Source organism: Nostoc sp. UIC 10890 (genome assembly GCF_054786515.1).
In genome coordinates, this window is the sequence record NZ_JBSGKF010000001.1 from 6307154 (window position 1) to 6323134 (window position 15981).

General features: G+C 39.8%; 6 protein-coding genes. All 6 read left to right on the plus strand.

Features of this window, described 5'->3' with window-relative positions:
- The first annotated feature begins 6 nt into the window (after window positions 1-6).
- The gene (locus ACWATR_RS26120) at window positions 7-5499 is read left to right on the plus strand and encodes an FkbM family methyltransferase (protein WP_460338738.1); all 5493 of its coding nucleotides are present in this window, start codon (window positions 7-9) and stop codon (window positions 5497-5499) included.
- A 362-nt stretch (window positions 5500-5861) separates the two neighbouring features.
- Complete coding sequence (locus ACWATR_RS26125) at window positions 5862-6716, plus strand: 3-hydroxyacyl-CoA dehydrogenase family protein (RefSeq protein WP_460338740.1); 855 nt, start codon at window positions 5862-5864, stop codon at window positions 6714-6716.
- Between the two features lie 16 nt (window positions 6717-6732).
- Window positions 6733-6984 carry an acyl carrier protein gene (locus ACWATR_RS26130; RefSeq protein WP_420760746.1) on the plus strand — a complete coding sequence of 84 codons (252 nt, stop codon included), beginning with the start codon at window positions 6733-6735 and terminating at the stop codon, window positions 6982-6984.
- 18 nt (window positions 6985-7002) lie between these two features.
- On the plus strand, window positions 7003-8187 hold the full coding sequence (locus ACWATR_RS26135; protein ID WP_460338742.1) for an acyl-CoA dehydrogenase family protein: 1185 nt from the start codon (window positions 7003-7005) through the stop codon (window positions 8185-8187).
- A 3-nt stretch (window positions 8188-8190) separates the two neighbouring features.
- Window positions 8191-9261 (plus strand): HAD-IIIC family phosphatase, encoded by a 1071-nt coding sequence (locus tag ACWATR_RS26140; protein ID WP_460338744.1) that lies wholly within the window; start codon window positions 8191-8193, stop codon window positions 9259-9261.
- 96 nt (window positions 9262-9357) lie between these two features.
- Window positions 9358-15966, plus strand: a complete 6609-nt coding sequence (locus ACWATR_RS26145) for an amino acid adenylation domain-containing protein (protein WP_460338746.1) — start codon at window positions 9358-9360, stop codon at window positions 15964-15966.
- Window positions 15967-15981: the final 15 nt, after the last annotated feature.

The following is a 15981-nucleotide window of genomic DNA, read 5'->3' on the forward strand; positions in this document are numbered from 1 at the left end:
AAAAGTATGAGTATTTCAGAAATGCCAAATTCTCTAGAAGGAATAGCTATTATCGGCATGACGGGGCGTTTTCCTGGGGCTAAAAGTATTGATGAATTTTGGCATAATCTTCGGGATGGGGTAGAGTCAACCGTTTTTTTTACAGATGAAGAATTGTTGGAAGCTGGGATAAGCTCTGCTGTTTTGAATGACCCAAATTATGTCAAGGCTGGAGCCATACTAGAAGATATAGAGTTATTTGACGCTGCTTTTTTTGGCTTTTCTCCAAAAGAAGCTGCTACTTTAGATCCCCAACACCGGATTTTCTTAGAATCTGCTTGGTCAGCTTTGGAAAATGCTGGTTACAACTGCGAAACTTATCCTGGTCGAATTGGTGCTTATGCAGGTACTGGCTGGAATAGTTATTTAGCTTTTAATATTGCTCCAAACCGAGATTTTCTAGAATCACTCATTGGTCAGCAAACGCTAATCGGAAATGACAAAGATTTTTTAACAACTCGCGTTTCTTATCACTTAAATTTAAAGGGGCCAAGTATTAATGTTCAGACGGCTTGCTCCACCTCATTGGTTGCTACTAACTTAGCTTGTCAAAGCCTACTAAACTACCAATGTGATATGGCTTTAGCTGGTGGCGTTACAACATCTGTACCACAAAAAACTGGCTATTTCTATCAACATGGAGGAGTTTTATCTCCAGACGGGCATTGTCGCGCCTTTGATGCCAAAGCACAAGGAACTTTCCCTGGCTACGGCGTAGGAATTGTGGTTTTGAAGCGATTAGAGGATGCCTTGGCTGACGGCGACTGTATTCATGCGGTCATTAAAGGTTCAGCAATCAATAACGATGGTTCGCTGAAAGTTGGTTACACAGCGCCTAGTGTGAATGGTCAAAAAGAGGTAATCGCAGAAGCTCTGGCTCTAGCTGACATTGAACCTGAAACCGTCTCCTACATTGAAACTCACGGAACTGGAACAGCGTTGGGTGATCCGATTGAAATTGCAGCGCTGACACAAGTTTTTCGAGCTAGTACTGATAAAAAGGGCTTTTGTGCTATTGGTTCAGTAAAAACTAATATTGGTCATCTAGATACTGCATCTGGGGTAACAGGTCTAATTAAAACCGTCCTAGCCCTCAAACACAAACAGATCCCTCCTAGCTTGCACTTCGAGCAGCCCAATCGCCAAATTGAATTTGCTAACAGTCCTTTTTATGTCAATACCACACTGTCCGAATGGAAAAGGAATGGTACTCCCCGACGTGCAGGTGTCAGTTCTTTCGGTCTGGGAGGAACTAATGCTCACGTCATTTTAGAAGAAGCACCTATCCTTCCAGAGTCTAGTTCTTCTCGTCCCTGGCAGTTATTGGTACTTTCTGCAAAGACAGATTCAGCGCTCAAAAGTGCTACTGCAAATTTAGTAGATTATCTCAAACAGCATCCTGATTTAAAGCTTGCGGATGTTGCTCACACATTGCAGTGTGGACGACAAGCTTTTGAGCATCGGCAGACGGTTGTTTGTCATGATATCGCAGATGCGATCGCTGCACTTCAAGATCCAAAGCGTGTACTTAACACTGTTCAAAAAACTGAAGAACGTCCTGTAGCCTTTATGTTTCCAGGACTTGGTACTCAATATGTCAACATGGCTCTTGAACTTTATCAAGTTGAACCGACATTTAGGCAACAAATTGACTACTGTTGTGAATTCCTCAAACCACTTCTGAATCAAGATTTGCGAGATGTACTCTATCCAAATAGAAATTCTCAACAACAAATAAATCAAGAGTCATCTCCCGGTGTGGATTTGCGAAAAATGTTGGGTCGCACCGAGGCAAAAACAGATGCACAAATCAATCAAACTTATCTAGCCCAGCCAGCGGTTTTTGTGATTGAATATGCCCTAGCACAATTATGGATATCCTGGGGAATTCGCCCCCAAGCAATGATTGGCTACAGCATAGGTGAATATGTAGCAGCAACTTTAGCAGGAGTTTTATCTTTAGAAGAAGGTTTAAAACTGATTGCCGCCAGAGCAGAAATGATTCAACAATTGCCGGGTGGAGCAATGTTGGCGGTTCCGCTTTCCCAAACAGAGATATCCCCTCTACTCAGTAACAAACTCTCACTCTCAGCAGTCAACGGCTCATCGATGTGTGTAGTCGCTGGTGAAACTGACGCTGTAGAGGCTTTAGAACAACAGTTAACTCAAAGAGGTTTAGCTTGTCGCCGATTAGAAACTTCTCACGCCTTTCACTCTGTGATGATGGAAGCGATCGCCCCTAATTTACATGAGTTAGTCAAAACATTCAACCTCCAAGCACCAAAAATTCCATATATATCAAACGTTACAGGAACCTGGATTACAGCAGCAGAAGCCACAGATGCCAATTATTGGGTTAAGCATCTATGCGAACCTGTATTATTTGCTCCGGGTGTACAAGAATTGTGGCAACAACAACATCCAATTTTGTTGGAAGTAGGAACTGGTCAGACTCTTAGTAGCTTTGCACTCCAATGTATAGAAAATAATCCAGCAATCAATCAGATTGTCCTACCTTCCCTGAGATATTCCTACGATCAACAGCCAGATTTACCATTTTTACTCAACACATTAAGCCGGCTGTGGTTAGCAGGATTCCAAATAGATTGGTCAGGATTTTATAAACATGAGCATCGTTATCGTATTCCTTTACCTACTTATCCTTTCGAGCGTCAACGCTACTGGATTGAACCAAAAGAATCCATCAGAAATGACCAAACTAATCAAGCAGCCATAAAACAAAAGCTGGATGTTAGCGACTGGTTTTATATTCCTTCTTGGAAACGTTCTGCTCCTGCTGAATATCTTGCACAAGAAAAGTTAATCTGGTTAGTCTTTATTGACACTTGTGGTATTGGCAACCAAATAATAGAACAGCTACAAGAGAAACATCAAGATGTTATAATTGTCAAAATTGGTGAGGAGTTTTGTCAAATTAGTGATTGGGAATATACAATTAATCCTCAAAGTAGAGATGACTATGAGGCATTATTAACAAGCATTCGTGATTCAGGCAAAATCCCTCAACAAATTGCTCATTTGTGGAACATTACACCACAGCAAAATATAGCATCGCGACTTGATTATTTTGATGCAACTCAAGATATCGGTTTCTATAGCTTGCTATTTCTAGTACAAGCACTAGGAGAACAAAATATTAACGACTCGCTGCAAATTAGTGTTATTTCTAATGATATGCAGCAGTTATTCGATGAAAGCAATTTATGCCCAGAGAAGGCAACTATCCTTGGTGTATGTAAAGTTATTCCGCAAGAATATTCCCACATTTCCTGCCGCAGTATTGACATTGCACTTCCCCAAATTGGTACACAGCAATGGCAGCAGTTAATAGATCATCTTTTGATAGAACTTGGTACAATAACTTCTGACCAAGTTATTGCCTATCGTGGCAATCAGCGATGGGTTCAATATTTTGAACCATTAGCAATCGAAAAACCAAGCGTATCTACTAAGTTACGGGAAGAAGGAGTTTACGTCATTACAGGTGGATTAGGAGGAATTGGATTAGCGATCGCAGAATATTTAGCAAAGACAGTAAAAGCAAAATTAGTCCTGATTGGACGTTCGGAATTACCCCCAAAAGTCGAGTGGGAGGAATTTTTATCAAGTCACGAACAAGAGGATTTTTTAACTACAAAAATCCGAAAAATTCAGCTATTAGAAGAATTAGGTGCTGAGGTTGTAGTTCTGAAAGCAGATGTTGCAAACCTTGAACAAATGCAGAACGCGATTAATGAAGTACGCGATCGCTTTGGCAAGATTAACGGTGTGATTCATGCAGCAGGAGTCCCAGGTGCAGGTTTAATTCAACTCAAAACTACCGAATCCTCGGCAAAAGTTTTTCAGCCCAAACTCAAGGGTACACTGGTGTTAAATGCTGTTTTGCAAGCAGTAAATTTAGATTTTCTGGTTTTATTTTCTTCTAACACTGCAATCACAGGTGGTATAGGACAAGTAGATTATTGTGCAGCTAATGCTTTTTTAGATGCTTTTGCTCATTACAATTTTTACCAACAGCAAATTCCTACTGTCTCAATTAATTGGGATTGGTGGCAATGGGACAGTTGGCAAGAATCATTGTTGTCATTTGCACCAACTATGCAAGCCGAATTTAAGCAAATGCGACAGCAATATGGTATATCTTTTTTAGAAGGTATAGATGCATTTAACCGAATTCTGTCTAAAACACTACCTCAAATAATTGTATCAACGCAAAACCTACAAACTGCGATCGCAGAACATCAAGTTTTTGCAGTACCCCTGTTCTTAGAAAATTCCAAACAGTCTCATCAAAGCAAACAAGCACATCCCAGGCCTATTTTAGGAACTGCATATATTGCTCCTAGTAATGCTTTTGAGCAAAAAATTGCAGATATTTGGCAGGAATTACTAGGTGTTGAAGAAATCGGCATTGATGATAACTTTTTTGATTTGGGTGGACATTCCTTAATAGCAACTCAGATGGTTTCCCAGCTTCGTAAAGATTTTGAGGTCGAACTATCTTTGCGTCACATCTTTGAAGCGCCAACTGTATCCGAGTTATCCTTGGTAATTGAAGATATGTTAATTGGAGAATTAGAAGAATTAACCGAAAATGAAGCGGCAAATCAAGTTACAATTACTCCAGAACAACAAGTACCTCAAGTTGTCAATCAGCGACGCTACAAACTGCCCAATAATCTAGAAATTGTTTACCAAAGCAAAGCTGAAGTTGACTATTTTTATGAGGACATATTTAATAATCAAGTGTATCTCAAACATGGGATTAAGTTGTGCGATCGCGCCTGTATATTTGACGTAGGTGCAAATATAGGTATGTTTACACTTTTTGCATCTCAACAATGCCAAAACCCTACTATTTATGCTTTTGAACCAGCACCTCCTTTGTTTGAAATTTTACGTCTCAACACTACTTTACATGAGGTAAATGTTAAGCTATTCAACTTAGGAATTTCTAACGAACCTAAAACTGCAACCTTTACCTTTTATCCTCATAGTTCCGGGATGTCTTCCTTCTATGCTGAAAAAGAAGAAGAGAAAGAAGTCTTAAAAGCCATCATGGTCAATCAATTAGAACGTGGTATGAATGGCATGAATGAGGTGATGGAATATGCTGATGAATTATTGGGAGAAAGGTTGAGAGAGCAGAATTTTACCTGTCAGTTAAAACCTCTCTCCGAAATTATCCGTGAACAAAAAGTTGAGCGCATCGATTTACTAAAAATTGATGTCCAAAAAAGCGAACTTGATGTTATTCAAGGTATCCAAGAGCAAGATTGGGAAAAAATTCAGCAGATTGTGATCGAAGTACATGACACAGATGGACGGCTAGAAAATATAACCAGTCTGCTGAAAAAACAAGGTTACAACGTTGTAACTGAACAAGAAGATTTATATCAACATTCAATTATGTACAACGTTTATGCCATCCGCATCTGAAATTCAAAAAGTAGTACCGTAAGGCAGAATTCGTAATTCGTAATGGCTTATTTATGCCATGCGTTACTAGTAGTCTGTCCTATTAATTTTGATGAGTTTGTAGTAAGCACTTCAGTGCTTAAAAATCCCAGACTAAAGTCCTTACTACGAACTTATTCATCACTCGGAACTAATGCGATAAACCACTGGTACCGCAAGGCGGAATTCGTAATTCGTAATTAATTGTTTGCAAAGGTTTCAGACATTTAAAATGGTGAGACAGCGCGGTCTTGGGGGTTTCCCCCATAAGCGACTGCGAACCCGAATGGGTGGCTGATTTACGCCAAGCTGTACTAGATATCAAAGGAAGGTGAGTTTCAATTATGAATATTCAAGTAGTAGGCGTAGTGGGAGCAGGAGTCATGGGCGTAGGGGTTGCACAAAACCTCGCCCAAACAGGTCATCAGGTAGTTTTAGTAGATATTTCTGAAGATATTCTAGATAAAGCTAAACAAGAGATCAGAAATAATATTCGCTTCCAAAGTTTTTTCAAAAAAAGTGATAGTACAGAAAGTCCACAGGATATCTTAAATAAAATTGAGTTTTCTACAAATTTTAAATTTTTGGAAAATGCTGATTTTGTAGTAGAAAATGTCACAGAAAAATGGGATATTAAGAAGCAGGTCTATCCCCTGCTAGATTCTATTTGTCCAGCAGATTGTGTATTTGCAGCTAACACATCAGCAATTCCCATTACCCGCATTGCTTCAGTTACTAAGCGTCCCGATAAAATTATTGGGATGCATTTTATGAATCCTGTCCCCATGAAACCGATGGTGGAAGTGATTCGCGGTTATCATACCTCTGATGAAACAATTGAAACAGGCAAAAAGTTTCTGGCTCAGATGGGGAAAGAATGCATACTCGTCAATGATTCGCCGGGTTTTGTTTCCAACCGAGTACTGATGTTAACTATTAATGAAGCTGTGTTTTTATTGCAAGATCAAGTCGCCGCTGTAGAAGATATAGACAAAATATTTAAAGGCTGTTTCGGTCATAAGATGGGGCCTCTAGAAACAGCAGATTTAATTGGACTAGATACCATTTTATTTTCTATCGAAGTTTTATATGAAAACTTCAATGATAGCAAGTACAGACCATGCCCCTTACTCAAAAAAATGGTAGATGCCGGATTACATGGTAAGAAAAGTGGTAAAGGCTTTTACGTTTATCAATAAATAGGATTTTTCAGAAATGAGCGAAATTAACACTAAAGTCCAAACATTCCTTTCTCGTTTTTTTGGTAATCACGATTTACAGCCAGACGAAGATATTTTTGCTCTAGGTTTTGTGAATTCTATGTTTGCTATGCAGCTTGTCTTGTTTGTAGAACAAGAGTTTCAGATTGCGATAGAAAACGAAGATTTGGAGTTTGAAAATTTCCGAACTATCAATTCTATAGTCAACTTAATTGAACGTAAAACCGCTATCTTAGTCCAGAGATAAAATTGCGAAATTCAGGATATGAAACTAGAATTATCTACTCAGCAAAAAAATGCTCAAGCTGAATTTAGAGCCTTTGTAAACGAGGAAATATGCCCTCATGCAAGTGAATGCGATCGCCAGGAATTTACGCCACCAAAAATTATTAGAAAATTAGCTAATCATGGCTTTTTAGGTGCTATGATACCTCAAGTATTTGGTGGTCAAAAAATGGATATGATCACCTATGGGATTCTCAACGAAGAAATTGGCAGAGGATGTTCTTCTATTAGGAGTTTGCTCACAGTTCACAGCATGGTTGCTCATACTCTTAGTAAATGGGGTACTAAATCTCAAAAAGAATATTGGCTGCCAAAATTAGCATCTGGTGAAATTATCGGCGCTTTTGCATTAAGCGAACCAAATGTAGGTAGCGATGCTAAAAGTGTAGAAACAACAGCAACACTTGATGGAAATGGTTATATCTTAAATGGGCAAAAGAAATGGATTACCTATGGACAGATAGCAGATGTGTTTTTAGTATTTGCCAAATTTGAAGGTAAACCTACTGCTTTTTTGGTTGAAAAAAATAGTCCAGGGTTGTCAATCAAACCAATTTCTGGGATTTTAGGTGTTAAGGCTTCAATGTTAGCAGAATTGCAGTTTGCTGACTGTTATGTGCCTCTAGAAAATTTAGTAGGTAAATTAGGTTTTGGATTTTCTTATATTGCTGCTTCTGCACTTGATTATGGGAGATATAGTGTAGCATGGGGTTGTGTAGGTATTGCCCAAGCTTGTTTAGAAGCCTGTATTCAGTATACAAGCGAGCGAAAACAGTTTGATGTTTATCTGAAAGAGCATCAATTAATTCGCCAAAAGATCACTCAGATGATAACTAATGTCAAAGCTGCAAGACTGCTATGTTATCAAGCTGGTTATCTCAAAGAGATTAACGATCCCAACTCGATTATAGAGACTTCAATTGCTAAGTATTTTGCTTCTACAACAGCTACAAAAATAGCGAATGATGCTGTACAAATTCATGGTGGTAATGGGTGTAGTAGTGAATACCCAGTTGAAAGGTATTTACGAGACTCTAAAATTATGGAAGTTATTGAAGGTAGTACGCAAATTCAAGAAATTACTATTGCTGAGTCAGGCTATCAGAATTATCTTCTATCAACAGTGCCTAATGTTATGGGTAAGAAATTAGTAGAGAGAGTTTAAAATATGATTAGTGATACCAGCCAACTTATAAATCTTCAACAGGCAGATAAAAAAGTTATTAAATGTGTGATTTGGGATTTAGATAATACACTTTGGCATGGAGTTTTGTTGGAAGATGAGCAAGTCTCTTTACGAAGAGGTATAGTTAAGATTATTCATGATTTGGATAATCGCGGTCTTTTACAATCAATTGCCAGTAAGAATGATGATTCTACAGCTTTAGTTAAACTCCAAGAATTTGGGCTAAAAGAATACTTTTTATATCCTCAAATTAATTGGAATTCTAAAGTTAGTTCTGTACAAGAAATTGCTAAACTATTAAATATTGGTCTGGATGCGATCGCTTTCATTGATGACCAGATATTTGAACTCGAAGAAGTCAAGTTTTCTTTGCCAGATATCCTCTGTATCAATGCAGATCAAATAGAGCATATTTTAGATATGCCAGTGATGAATCCCCGTTTTATTACAGAAGATTCTCGCATGAGAAGATTGATGTATCTTAGTGATATAGAACGTCAACAAGCAGAAAAAGAATTTATTGGCACAGGAGAGGAATTCTTAGCTACTCTCAATATGAATTTCACGATATCTTTTGCCAAAGAAGAGGATTTACAACGAGCAGAAGAATTAACATTACGAACCAACCAATTAAACACAACTGGTTACACCTACTCTTATGATGAACTCAATCATTTTCGCTCCTCGGAGAACCACAAACTGCTAATTGCCAGTTTAGAAGATAAATATGGGAGCTACGGTCAAATAGGATTAGTTTTGATTGAATGCCAAGCAAATGTCTGGACAATCAAGCTATTGCTAATGTCTTGTCGCGTTATGTCTAGGGGAGTTGGCACAATTATGTTGAACTATGTCATGAGTCTAGCGCAAAGTAACAATGTGCGTTTGCTTGCAGAGTTTGTGTCAAATAATCGTAATCGCATGATGTATATAGCTTATAAATTTGCAGGTTTTAAAGAAATTAAAAATAGTGGCAATATAGTTATTTTTGAGAACGATTTAAAACGAATACAGCCAGTACCTCCCTATGTAAAGTTTGAGATAAATACTTAAATCATAATAGACAGAGACTTCGAGGAATAAAGAATTTTTTGCAAGTGACTTAGAAGTGTCATAGTAATTATTTATTAAAAATTCAACACAATATTTATGAATATTAGAAAAGACACTATTTCTCAACGACGTTCTCAACTTTCACCTGCAAAAAGAGCAATTTTAGAAAAGCGTTTACGGGGTGAATCTGAGTCTAATACCCCACAAATAGTTATTCCTCGACGTTCTCAGCAGAGTCCTGTGGCTCTGTCTTTTGCTCAACAGCGGTTATGGCTTTTTCAACAACTGGAACCCCAAAGCGTTGCTTATAATGAATTAGTAACAATACACTTAGAAGGTGTATTGAATTTAGTAGCATTAAATAAAAGTATTAATGAAATTGTTAGTCGTCATGAATCTCTGCGTACAACCTTTGAGTTGTTAGAAGGGCAACCAGTTCAAGTGATTCATCCAACTTTAACTGTAGCCTTGCCAGTAGTGAGCTTGAGTGAACAAACAGCAGCATTGCAAGCATCTGAAGTTGAGCGATTGACGAATGATATTATCCAAAAACCTTTTGACTTAGCATCCGGCCCTTTGCTGCAAGGAATGTTATTGCAGACAGGTGAACAAGAACATCTACTGTTATTCAGTATTCACCATATTGTTTGTGATGGCTGGTCGGTACAAGTGCTAACCCAAGAATTAGCAGCACTATATGCAGCCTTCTGTGCTGGAAAATCTTCCCCACTTTCAGAACTGCCCATTCAATATCCAGACTTTTCTGTTTGGCAGCATCAGTGGCTACAAGGGGAGCGAGAAAAAACTCAACTTGCTTATTGGAAGCAACAATTAGCAGATGCTTCTACTACTTTAATGCCGACAGACCGTCCTCGCCCCCCGGTGCAAAGCTTCAAGGGTGCGATCGCAACTTTTAAGCTATCATCAGGCTTAACTCAAAAGCTTAAGTCTTTAAGCAACCGCCAAGGGGTCACTCTATTTATGACCCTATTAGCGGCATTTCAAGCACAGTTGTACCGTTACACAAACCAACAAGACATTTGCATTGGCTCCCCTATAGCTAACCGCAACCATGCTGATATAGAAGGGTTAATTGGTTTTTTTGTCAACACTCTGGTACTACGTACTGACCTTTCTGGGAATCCAAGCTTTTTAGAATTACTCAAGCGAGTACGCGAAGTCTGCGTAAATGCTTATGCTCATGCTGATATAACTTTCGAGCGACTAGTAGAAGAACTTCACCCTGAGCGCCATCTGAGTCAGACACCTCTGTTTCAAGTCATGTTTGATTGGCTAGAAGACAGCAAAAAAGATTTGATGTTACCTGATTTGACTTTAAAATGGCTGCAAAATCATAGTCAAACAGCAAAATTCGATTTAACACTGTCTGTGGTAGATGCCAATCCAGAACTTTGGGGTTGGTGGGAGTACAGCACAGACTTGTTTGATGCTGCCACTATTGACCGGATGATTGGGCATTTTACTAATTTGCTCGAAGCTATTGTCACCCATCCAGAGAAGCGCTTATTAGATTTGCCACTGTTGACAGAGACAGAGCGTCAAACTCTGTTGCTTGACTGGAATGATACTACTATCAATTACCCTCAAGATAAGTGCATCCAGGAATTATTTGAAGCGCAGGTAGAAAGAACACCGGACGCTGTGGCAGTGGTTTTTGAGGAAGAACAACTTACTTATCGGCAACTAAATGTTAAAGCAAACCAGTTAGCGCACCATTTGCAAACTTTAGGTGTCAAACCAGAAGTACTAGTAGGGATTTGTGTAGAGCGTTCGCTTGATATGATAATTGGATTGTTAGGCATCCTCAAAGCAGGTGGTGCTTACTTACCATTAGATCCAAGTTATCCCCAAGAACGGTTAGCATTTATACTAGAAGATTCGCAAGTGGCAGTGTTGCTGACGCAAGCCTCACTAATGGAGGTAATGCCCCAACACAAAGCCAAAGTAGTATGTTTAGATGCTGATTGGCACTTGATTGCCCAACAGAGCCAAGACAATATACTTCGTAAACTAAGTGCTGACAACCTAGCTTATGTAATTTATACCTCTGGTTCCACAGGCAAACCTAAAGGTGTCCAGATTCCCCACAGCGCTTTAAGCAACTTCTTGCAAGCTATGCGCCAAAAACCAGGGTTAACAGAGCAAGATATCTTACTAGCTGTTACTACCATATCCTTTGACATTGCGGCGTTAGAACTTTTTGTACCAATCATCACAGGCGCTTGTTTGGTAATTGCCAGTCAAGAAACTGCCTCAGATGGAGCATTGTTGTCAGCAAAATTGTCTGACTCAAAAGCTACAGTCATGCAAGCTACACCAGCTACTTGGCAGTTACTTTTGGCAGCTGGTTGGAGTGGCAATCATTCGTTAAAAATCTTGTGTGGTGGCGAAGCCTTACCGGGACAATTAGCAAATCAGTTACTCAACCGATGTGATGCCCTGTGGAATATGTATGGCCCGACTGAAACCACCATTTGGTCAGCAGCTAGTCTAGTAAAAACAGTTAACAGTACTGTACCAATAAGTGGTGCGATCGCTAATACACAACTTTATATCCTAGATCAATATCATCAGTTAGTTCCTGTTGGTGTACCAGGCGAACTGTGTATTGGCGGCAAAGGATTGGCACGGGGTTATCTCAACCGTCCAGAACTGACAGCCGAAAAATTTATCTCCAATCCCTTTAGCCAAGAAGCAACACGTCTCTACAAAACCGGAGATAAAGCACGCTATTTACCCAATGGAGAGATTGAGTACCTGGGACGTATTGACTACCAAGTGAAGATTCGCGGCTTCCGTATAGAACTCGGAGAAATTGAAGCACTCATTAGCCAATACCCAGTAGTACGAGAAACTGTAGTTGTGGCAACAGATACTCAAAGTTTAGTAGCATACATAGTTACACGCACCGAGCAAACGCTGGCAATTTCAGAGTTGCGGAATTTCTTAGAATCGAAGTTACCAAGCTACATGGTGCCAACAGCTTTTGTGATCCTAGAAGCACTACCACTCACACCTAATGGTAAAGTTGATCGCAAAGCTTTACCTACACCTAGTCAAACACAGTTAATATCTCAATCAAATTTTGTCGCTCCTTCTACACCAATTGAAGAGATACTAGTTAGTATCTGGACAAAGTTACTTGGTATTGAGATCAGCATTTACGATAACTTCTTTGAAGTGGGAGGGCATTCCCTATTAGCGACTCGTCTAATTTCTCAAATTCGGCAAGTCTTTCAAGTAGAGTTTCCCTTACGGCGCGTATTTGAAAAACCAACAATAATTGGGCTGGCTAAAGACATCGAAAAAGCCACCAGGATAGGCTCAGAAAGTCAAATAGCAAACATTGAGCGAATTTCGCGTTTACACGAATTACCCCTATCTTTTGCCCAGCAACGGTTATGGTTTCTGGCTCAGTTAGATCCCAATAGTTCCTTCTACAACATTCCTGCGGCTGTCCGACTCCAAGGACAATTGCACATCAAGGCACTACAACAAAGTTTCAACGAAATTATCCGCCGTCACGAAGCTTTACGGACTAACTTTCAGGCAAAAGAAGGGCAACCCGTAGCTATCATCTCTTCAGAGACATCATTAACATTGCCCATATTTGACATCAGTGAATTGTCTACAAATGAACAAGAAGCTCAAGTTAGACAACTAGCATTAGCAGAAGCACAACAACCATTTGATCTTAAAAATGACCTGTTATTGCGGGTGAAACTAATACGCCTGAGTGAAGCAGAATATGTAGTGTTATTCACAATGCACCACATTGTCTCTGATGGGTGGTCAATCGGTGTGCTGGTACGTGAGTTGGTAACACTTTATCAAGCCTTCTGCGATGAGCAACCCTTACCCTTAGCTGAATTTCCTGTTCACTATGTAGACTTTGCAGCTTGGCAGCGGCAATGGCTGCAAAAAGAAGTCCTACAATCTCAGATATCTTACTGGCTAAAGCACTTAGAAAACGCACCAAAAGTATTAGAGTTACCCACTGACCATCCCAGACCAGCGATTCAGACTTTTCGGGGTGCAACCTATTCATTTGAACTATCTTCAGAGTTATCCGTAGCTCTGAATCAATTCAGCCAGCAGCAAGGAAGTACTTTATTTATGACCTTGTTAGCAGCTTTCCAAACTCTGCTATGGCGTTACACTAGCAGCGAAGATATTGTGGTCGGTTCGCCCATCGCTAACCGCAATCGGGCAGAAATAGAAGGGTTAATTGGATTTTTTGTCAATACTTTGGTCTTGCGAACTAATTTCGCTGGTAATCCTACCTTTGAAGAGTTACTAACCCGTGTGCGGGAAGTGGCATTGGGAGCTTATGCACATCAAGATTTGCCTTTTGAACTTTTGGTAGAAGAACTACAACCACAGCGAGACTTGAGCCACACACCACTATTTCAAGTGATGTTTGTGCTGCAAAATGCACCCATGTCAGATTTAAAGTTGCCTGGTCTAACTTTAAGTTCTTTGGCTATTGAAAGTGGTAGTGCCAAATTTGATTTGACTTTAGAAATCACAGAAACACAACAGGGACTATTTGGCACACTAGAGTACAACACTGATTTATTTGAAGCCAGCACCATCAGCCGAATAGCCGGACATTTGCAGATATTGCTTCAAGGTATTGTGGCAAATCCGAAGCTACGGCTTTCAGAATTACCACTATTAACACAACCTGAACAACATCAGCTATTCGTGGAGTGGAATGATACTAAGAGTGAGTATCTGCCAGAAAAATGCATTCATGAATGGTTTGAGTCTCAGGTAGAAAGCACACCCGATGCGATCGCAGTAGTATATGAAAATCACCAGTTAACCTACCGCGAACTCAACACCAAAGCTAACCAATTGGCGCATTATCTCCGTTCATTGGGAGTAAAATCAGAAGTACTGGTGGGAATTTGTGTAGAGCGTTCGTCGGAGACGTTGCCGGAGGCATCGCTCTCTATGGTGATTGCAATATTAGGCATCCTCAAAGCAGGCGGTGCATATATCCCACTCGACCCGGCATATCCACCAGAACGGTTAGCTTTCATATTGCAGGATGCTCAGGTGTCAGTATTACTAACCCAGCAACACCTGATAGAGAATTTACCCCAAGATCAAACTAGGATTATTTGTTTAGATACAGATAGGGAAACAATAGTTCAGCACAGCGAACAAAATCCAATCAGTAATTGTACAACTGATAACTTGGCTTATATCATCTATACATCTGGCTCAACAGGTCAACCCAAAGGCGTGTTAGTCAATCACAGCAATGTTGTTCGTCTGTTTATAGCAACTGAACCCTGGTATAAATTTAATCAAGATGATGTCTGGACACTGTTTCATTCCATAGCCTTTGATTTTTCCGTTTGGGAACTCTGGGGGGCGCTGCTATATGGCGGAAAATTAGTAATAGTACCTTATTGGCTAAGTCGTTCGCCCGAAGACTTTTACAAATTGTTGGTAACACAGCAAGTGACGGTACTTAACCAAACACCTTCCGCTTTCTCTCAACTCATACAGGTAGAAGAATCTTTGGGAACTGCCAAAGAGCTAAATCTGCGATTGGTGATCTTTGGTGGAGAAGCGCTGCAACTGGAAAGTTTAAGACCTTGGTTTGAGCGTCATGATGATAGCTTTCCTCAGTTAGTCAATATGTACGGGATCACAGAAACAACTGTCCATGTTACCTATCGGCCAATAACAAAGGCAGACTTAGAAATAGGACTAGGAAGCATCATTGGTCGTCCCATCCCTGACTTACAAGTTTATTTATTAGATCAATATCAACAACCAGTACCAATTGGAGTCAAGGGTGAAATGTATATTGGTGGTGCTGGTGTCGCACGAGGTTATTTAAATCGACCAGAATTAACAACCCAAAGGTTTATTTCTCATCCCTTCCGAAGAGACAGGGGAGCAGGGGAGCAGGGAAGCTGGGGAAATTCCGAACGCTTATATAAGACTGGTGACTTGGGGCGTTATTTGCCCAATGGAGATATTGAATACCTGGGGCGTATTGATGATCAGGTGAAGATTCGCGGTTTCCGTATTGAACTGGGAGAAATTGAAGCGCTCATTAGTCAATATCCCGCAGTCCGCGAAACTGTAGTTGTGGCAATAGATGCTCAACGTTTGGTTGCATACATAGTTCCGCAAACAGAGCAAACACTAGCAATTGCTGAACTGCGTCACTTTCTAGAGTCACAACTACCAAGCTACATGGTTCCAGCAGCTTTTGTATTGCTAGAAGCACTACCTCTTACACCCAATGGTAAATGCGATCGCAAGGCTTTACCAGCACCAGATACTACACGCCCAGAATTGGAGGCAGTTTATCAGCCACCTCAAACAGAGGTAGAACAAACTATTGCCGATATTTGGCAAAATGCCCTTCAAATCGAATCTGTAGGAATTCATGATAATTTCTTTGAACTCGGTGGCCATTCATTGCTTTTGGTTCAAGTTCACAGCAAATTGCGTGAAATATTTAAGAAAGATTTATCTGTAATTGACTTATTTAGATATCCCACCATAAGCTCTTTAGCAGATTATATTAATCAAATTAAAAGTCAACAAATATCTTCTGATGTAACAGAAATAGTTACCGAAAAAATTGCCGGCGGTAAATCTCAACAAAGAAAACGTCTGCAAAAGCTGAAATCTATTGAAAATAATATTTAAGGATAAAGTAAAATT

Bases quoted from the DNA above. Each gene is read 5' to 3' on its own strand.
- ACWATR_RS26120 (WP_460338738.1), top strand. From the start codon at position 7: ATGAGTATTTCAGAAATGCCAAATTCTCTAGAAGGAATAGCTATTATC.
- ACWATR_RS26125 (WP_460338740.1), top strand. From the start codon at position 5,862: ATGAATATTCAAGTAGTAGGCGTAGTGGGAGCAGGAGTCATGGGCGTA.
- ACWATR_RS26130 (WP_420760746.1), top strand. From the start codon at position 6,733: ATGAGCGAAATTAACACTAAAGTCCAAACATTCCTTTCTCGTTTTTTT.
- ACWATR_RS26135 (WP_460338742.1), top strand. From the start codon at position 7,003: ATGAAACTAGAATTATCTACTCAGCAAAAAAATGCTCAAGCTGAATTT.
- ACWATR_RS26140 (WP_460338744.1), top strand. From the start codon at position 8,191: ATGATTAGTGATACCAGCCAACTTATAAATCTTCAACAGGCAGATAAA.
- ACWATR_RS26145 (WP_460338746.1), top strand. From the start codon at position 9,358: ATGAATATTAGAAAAGACACTATTTCTCAACGACGTTCTCAACTTTCA.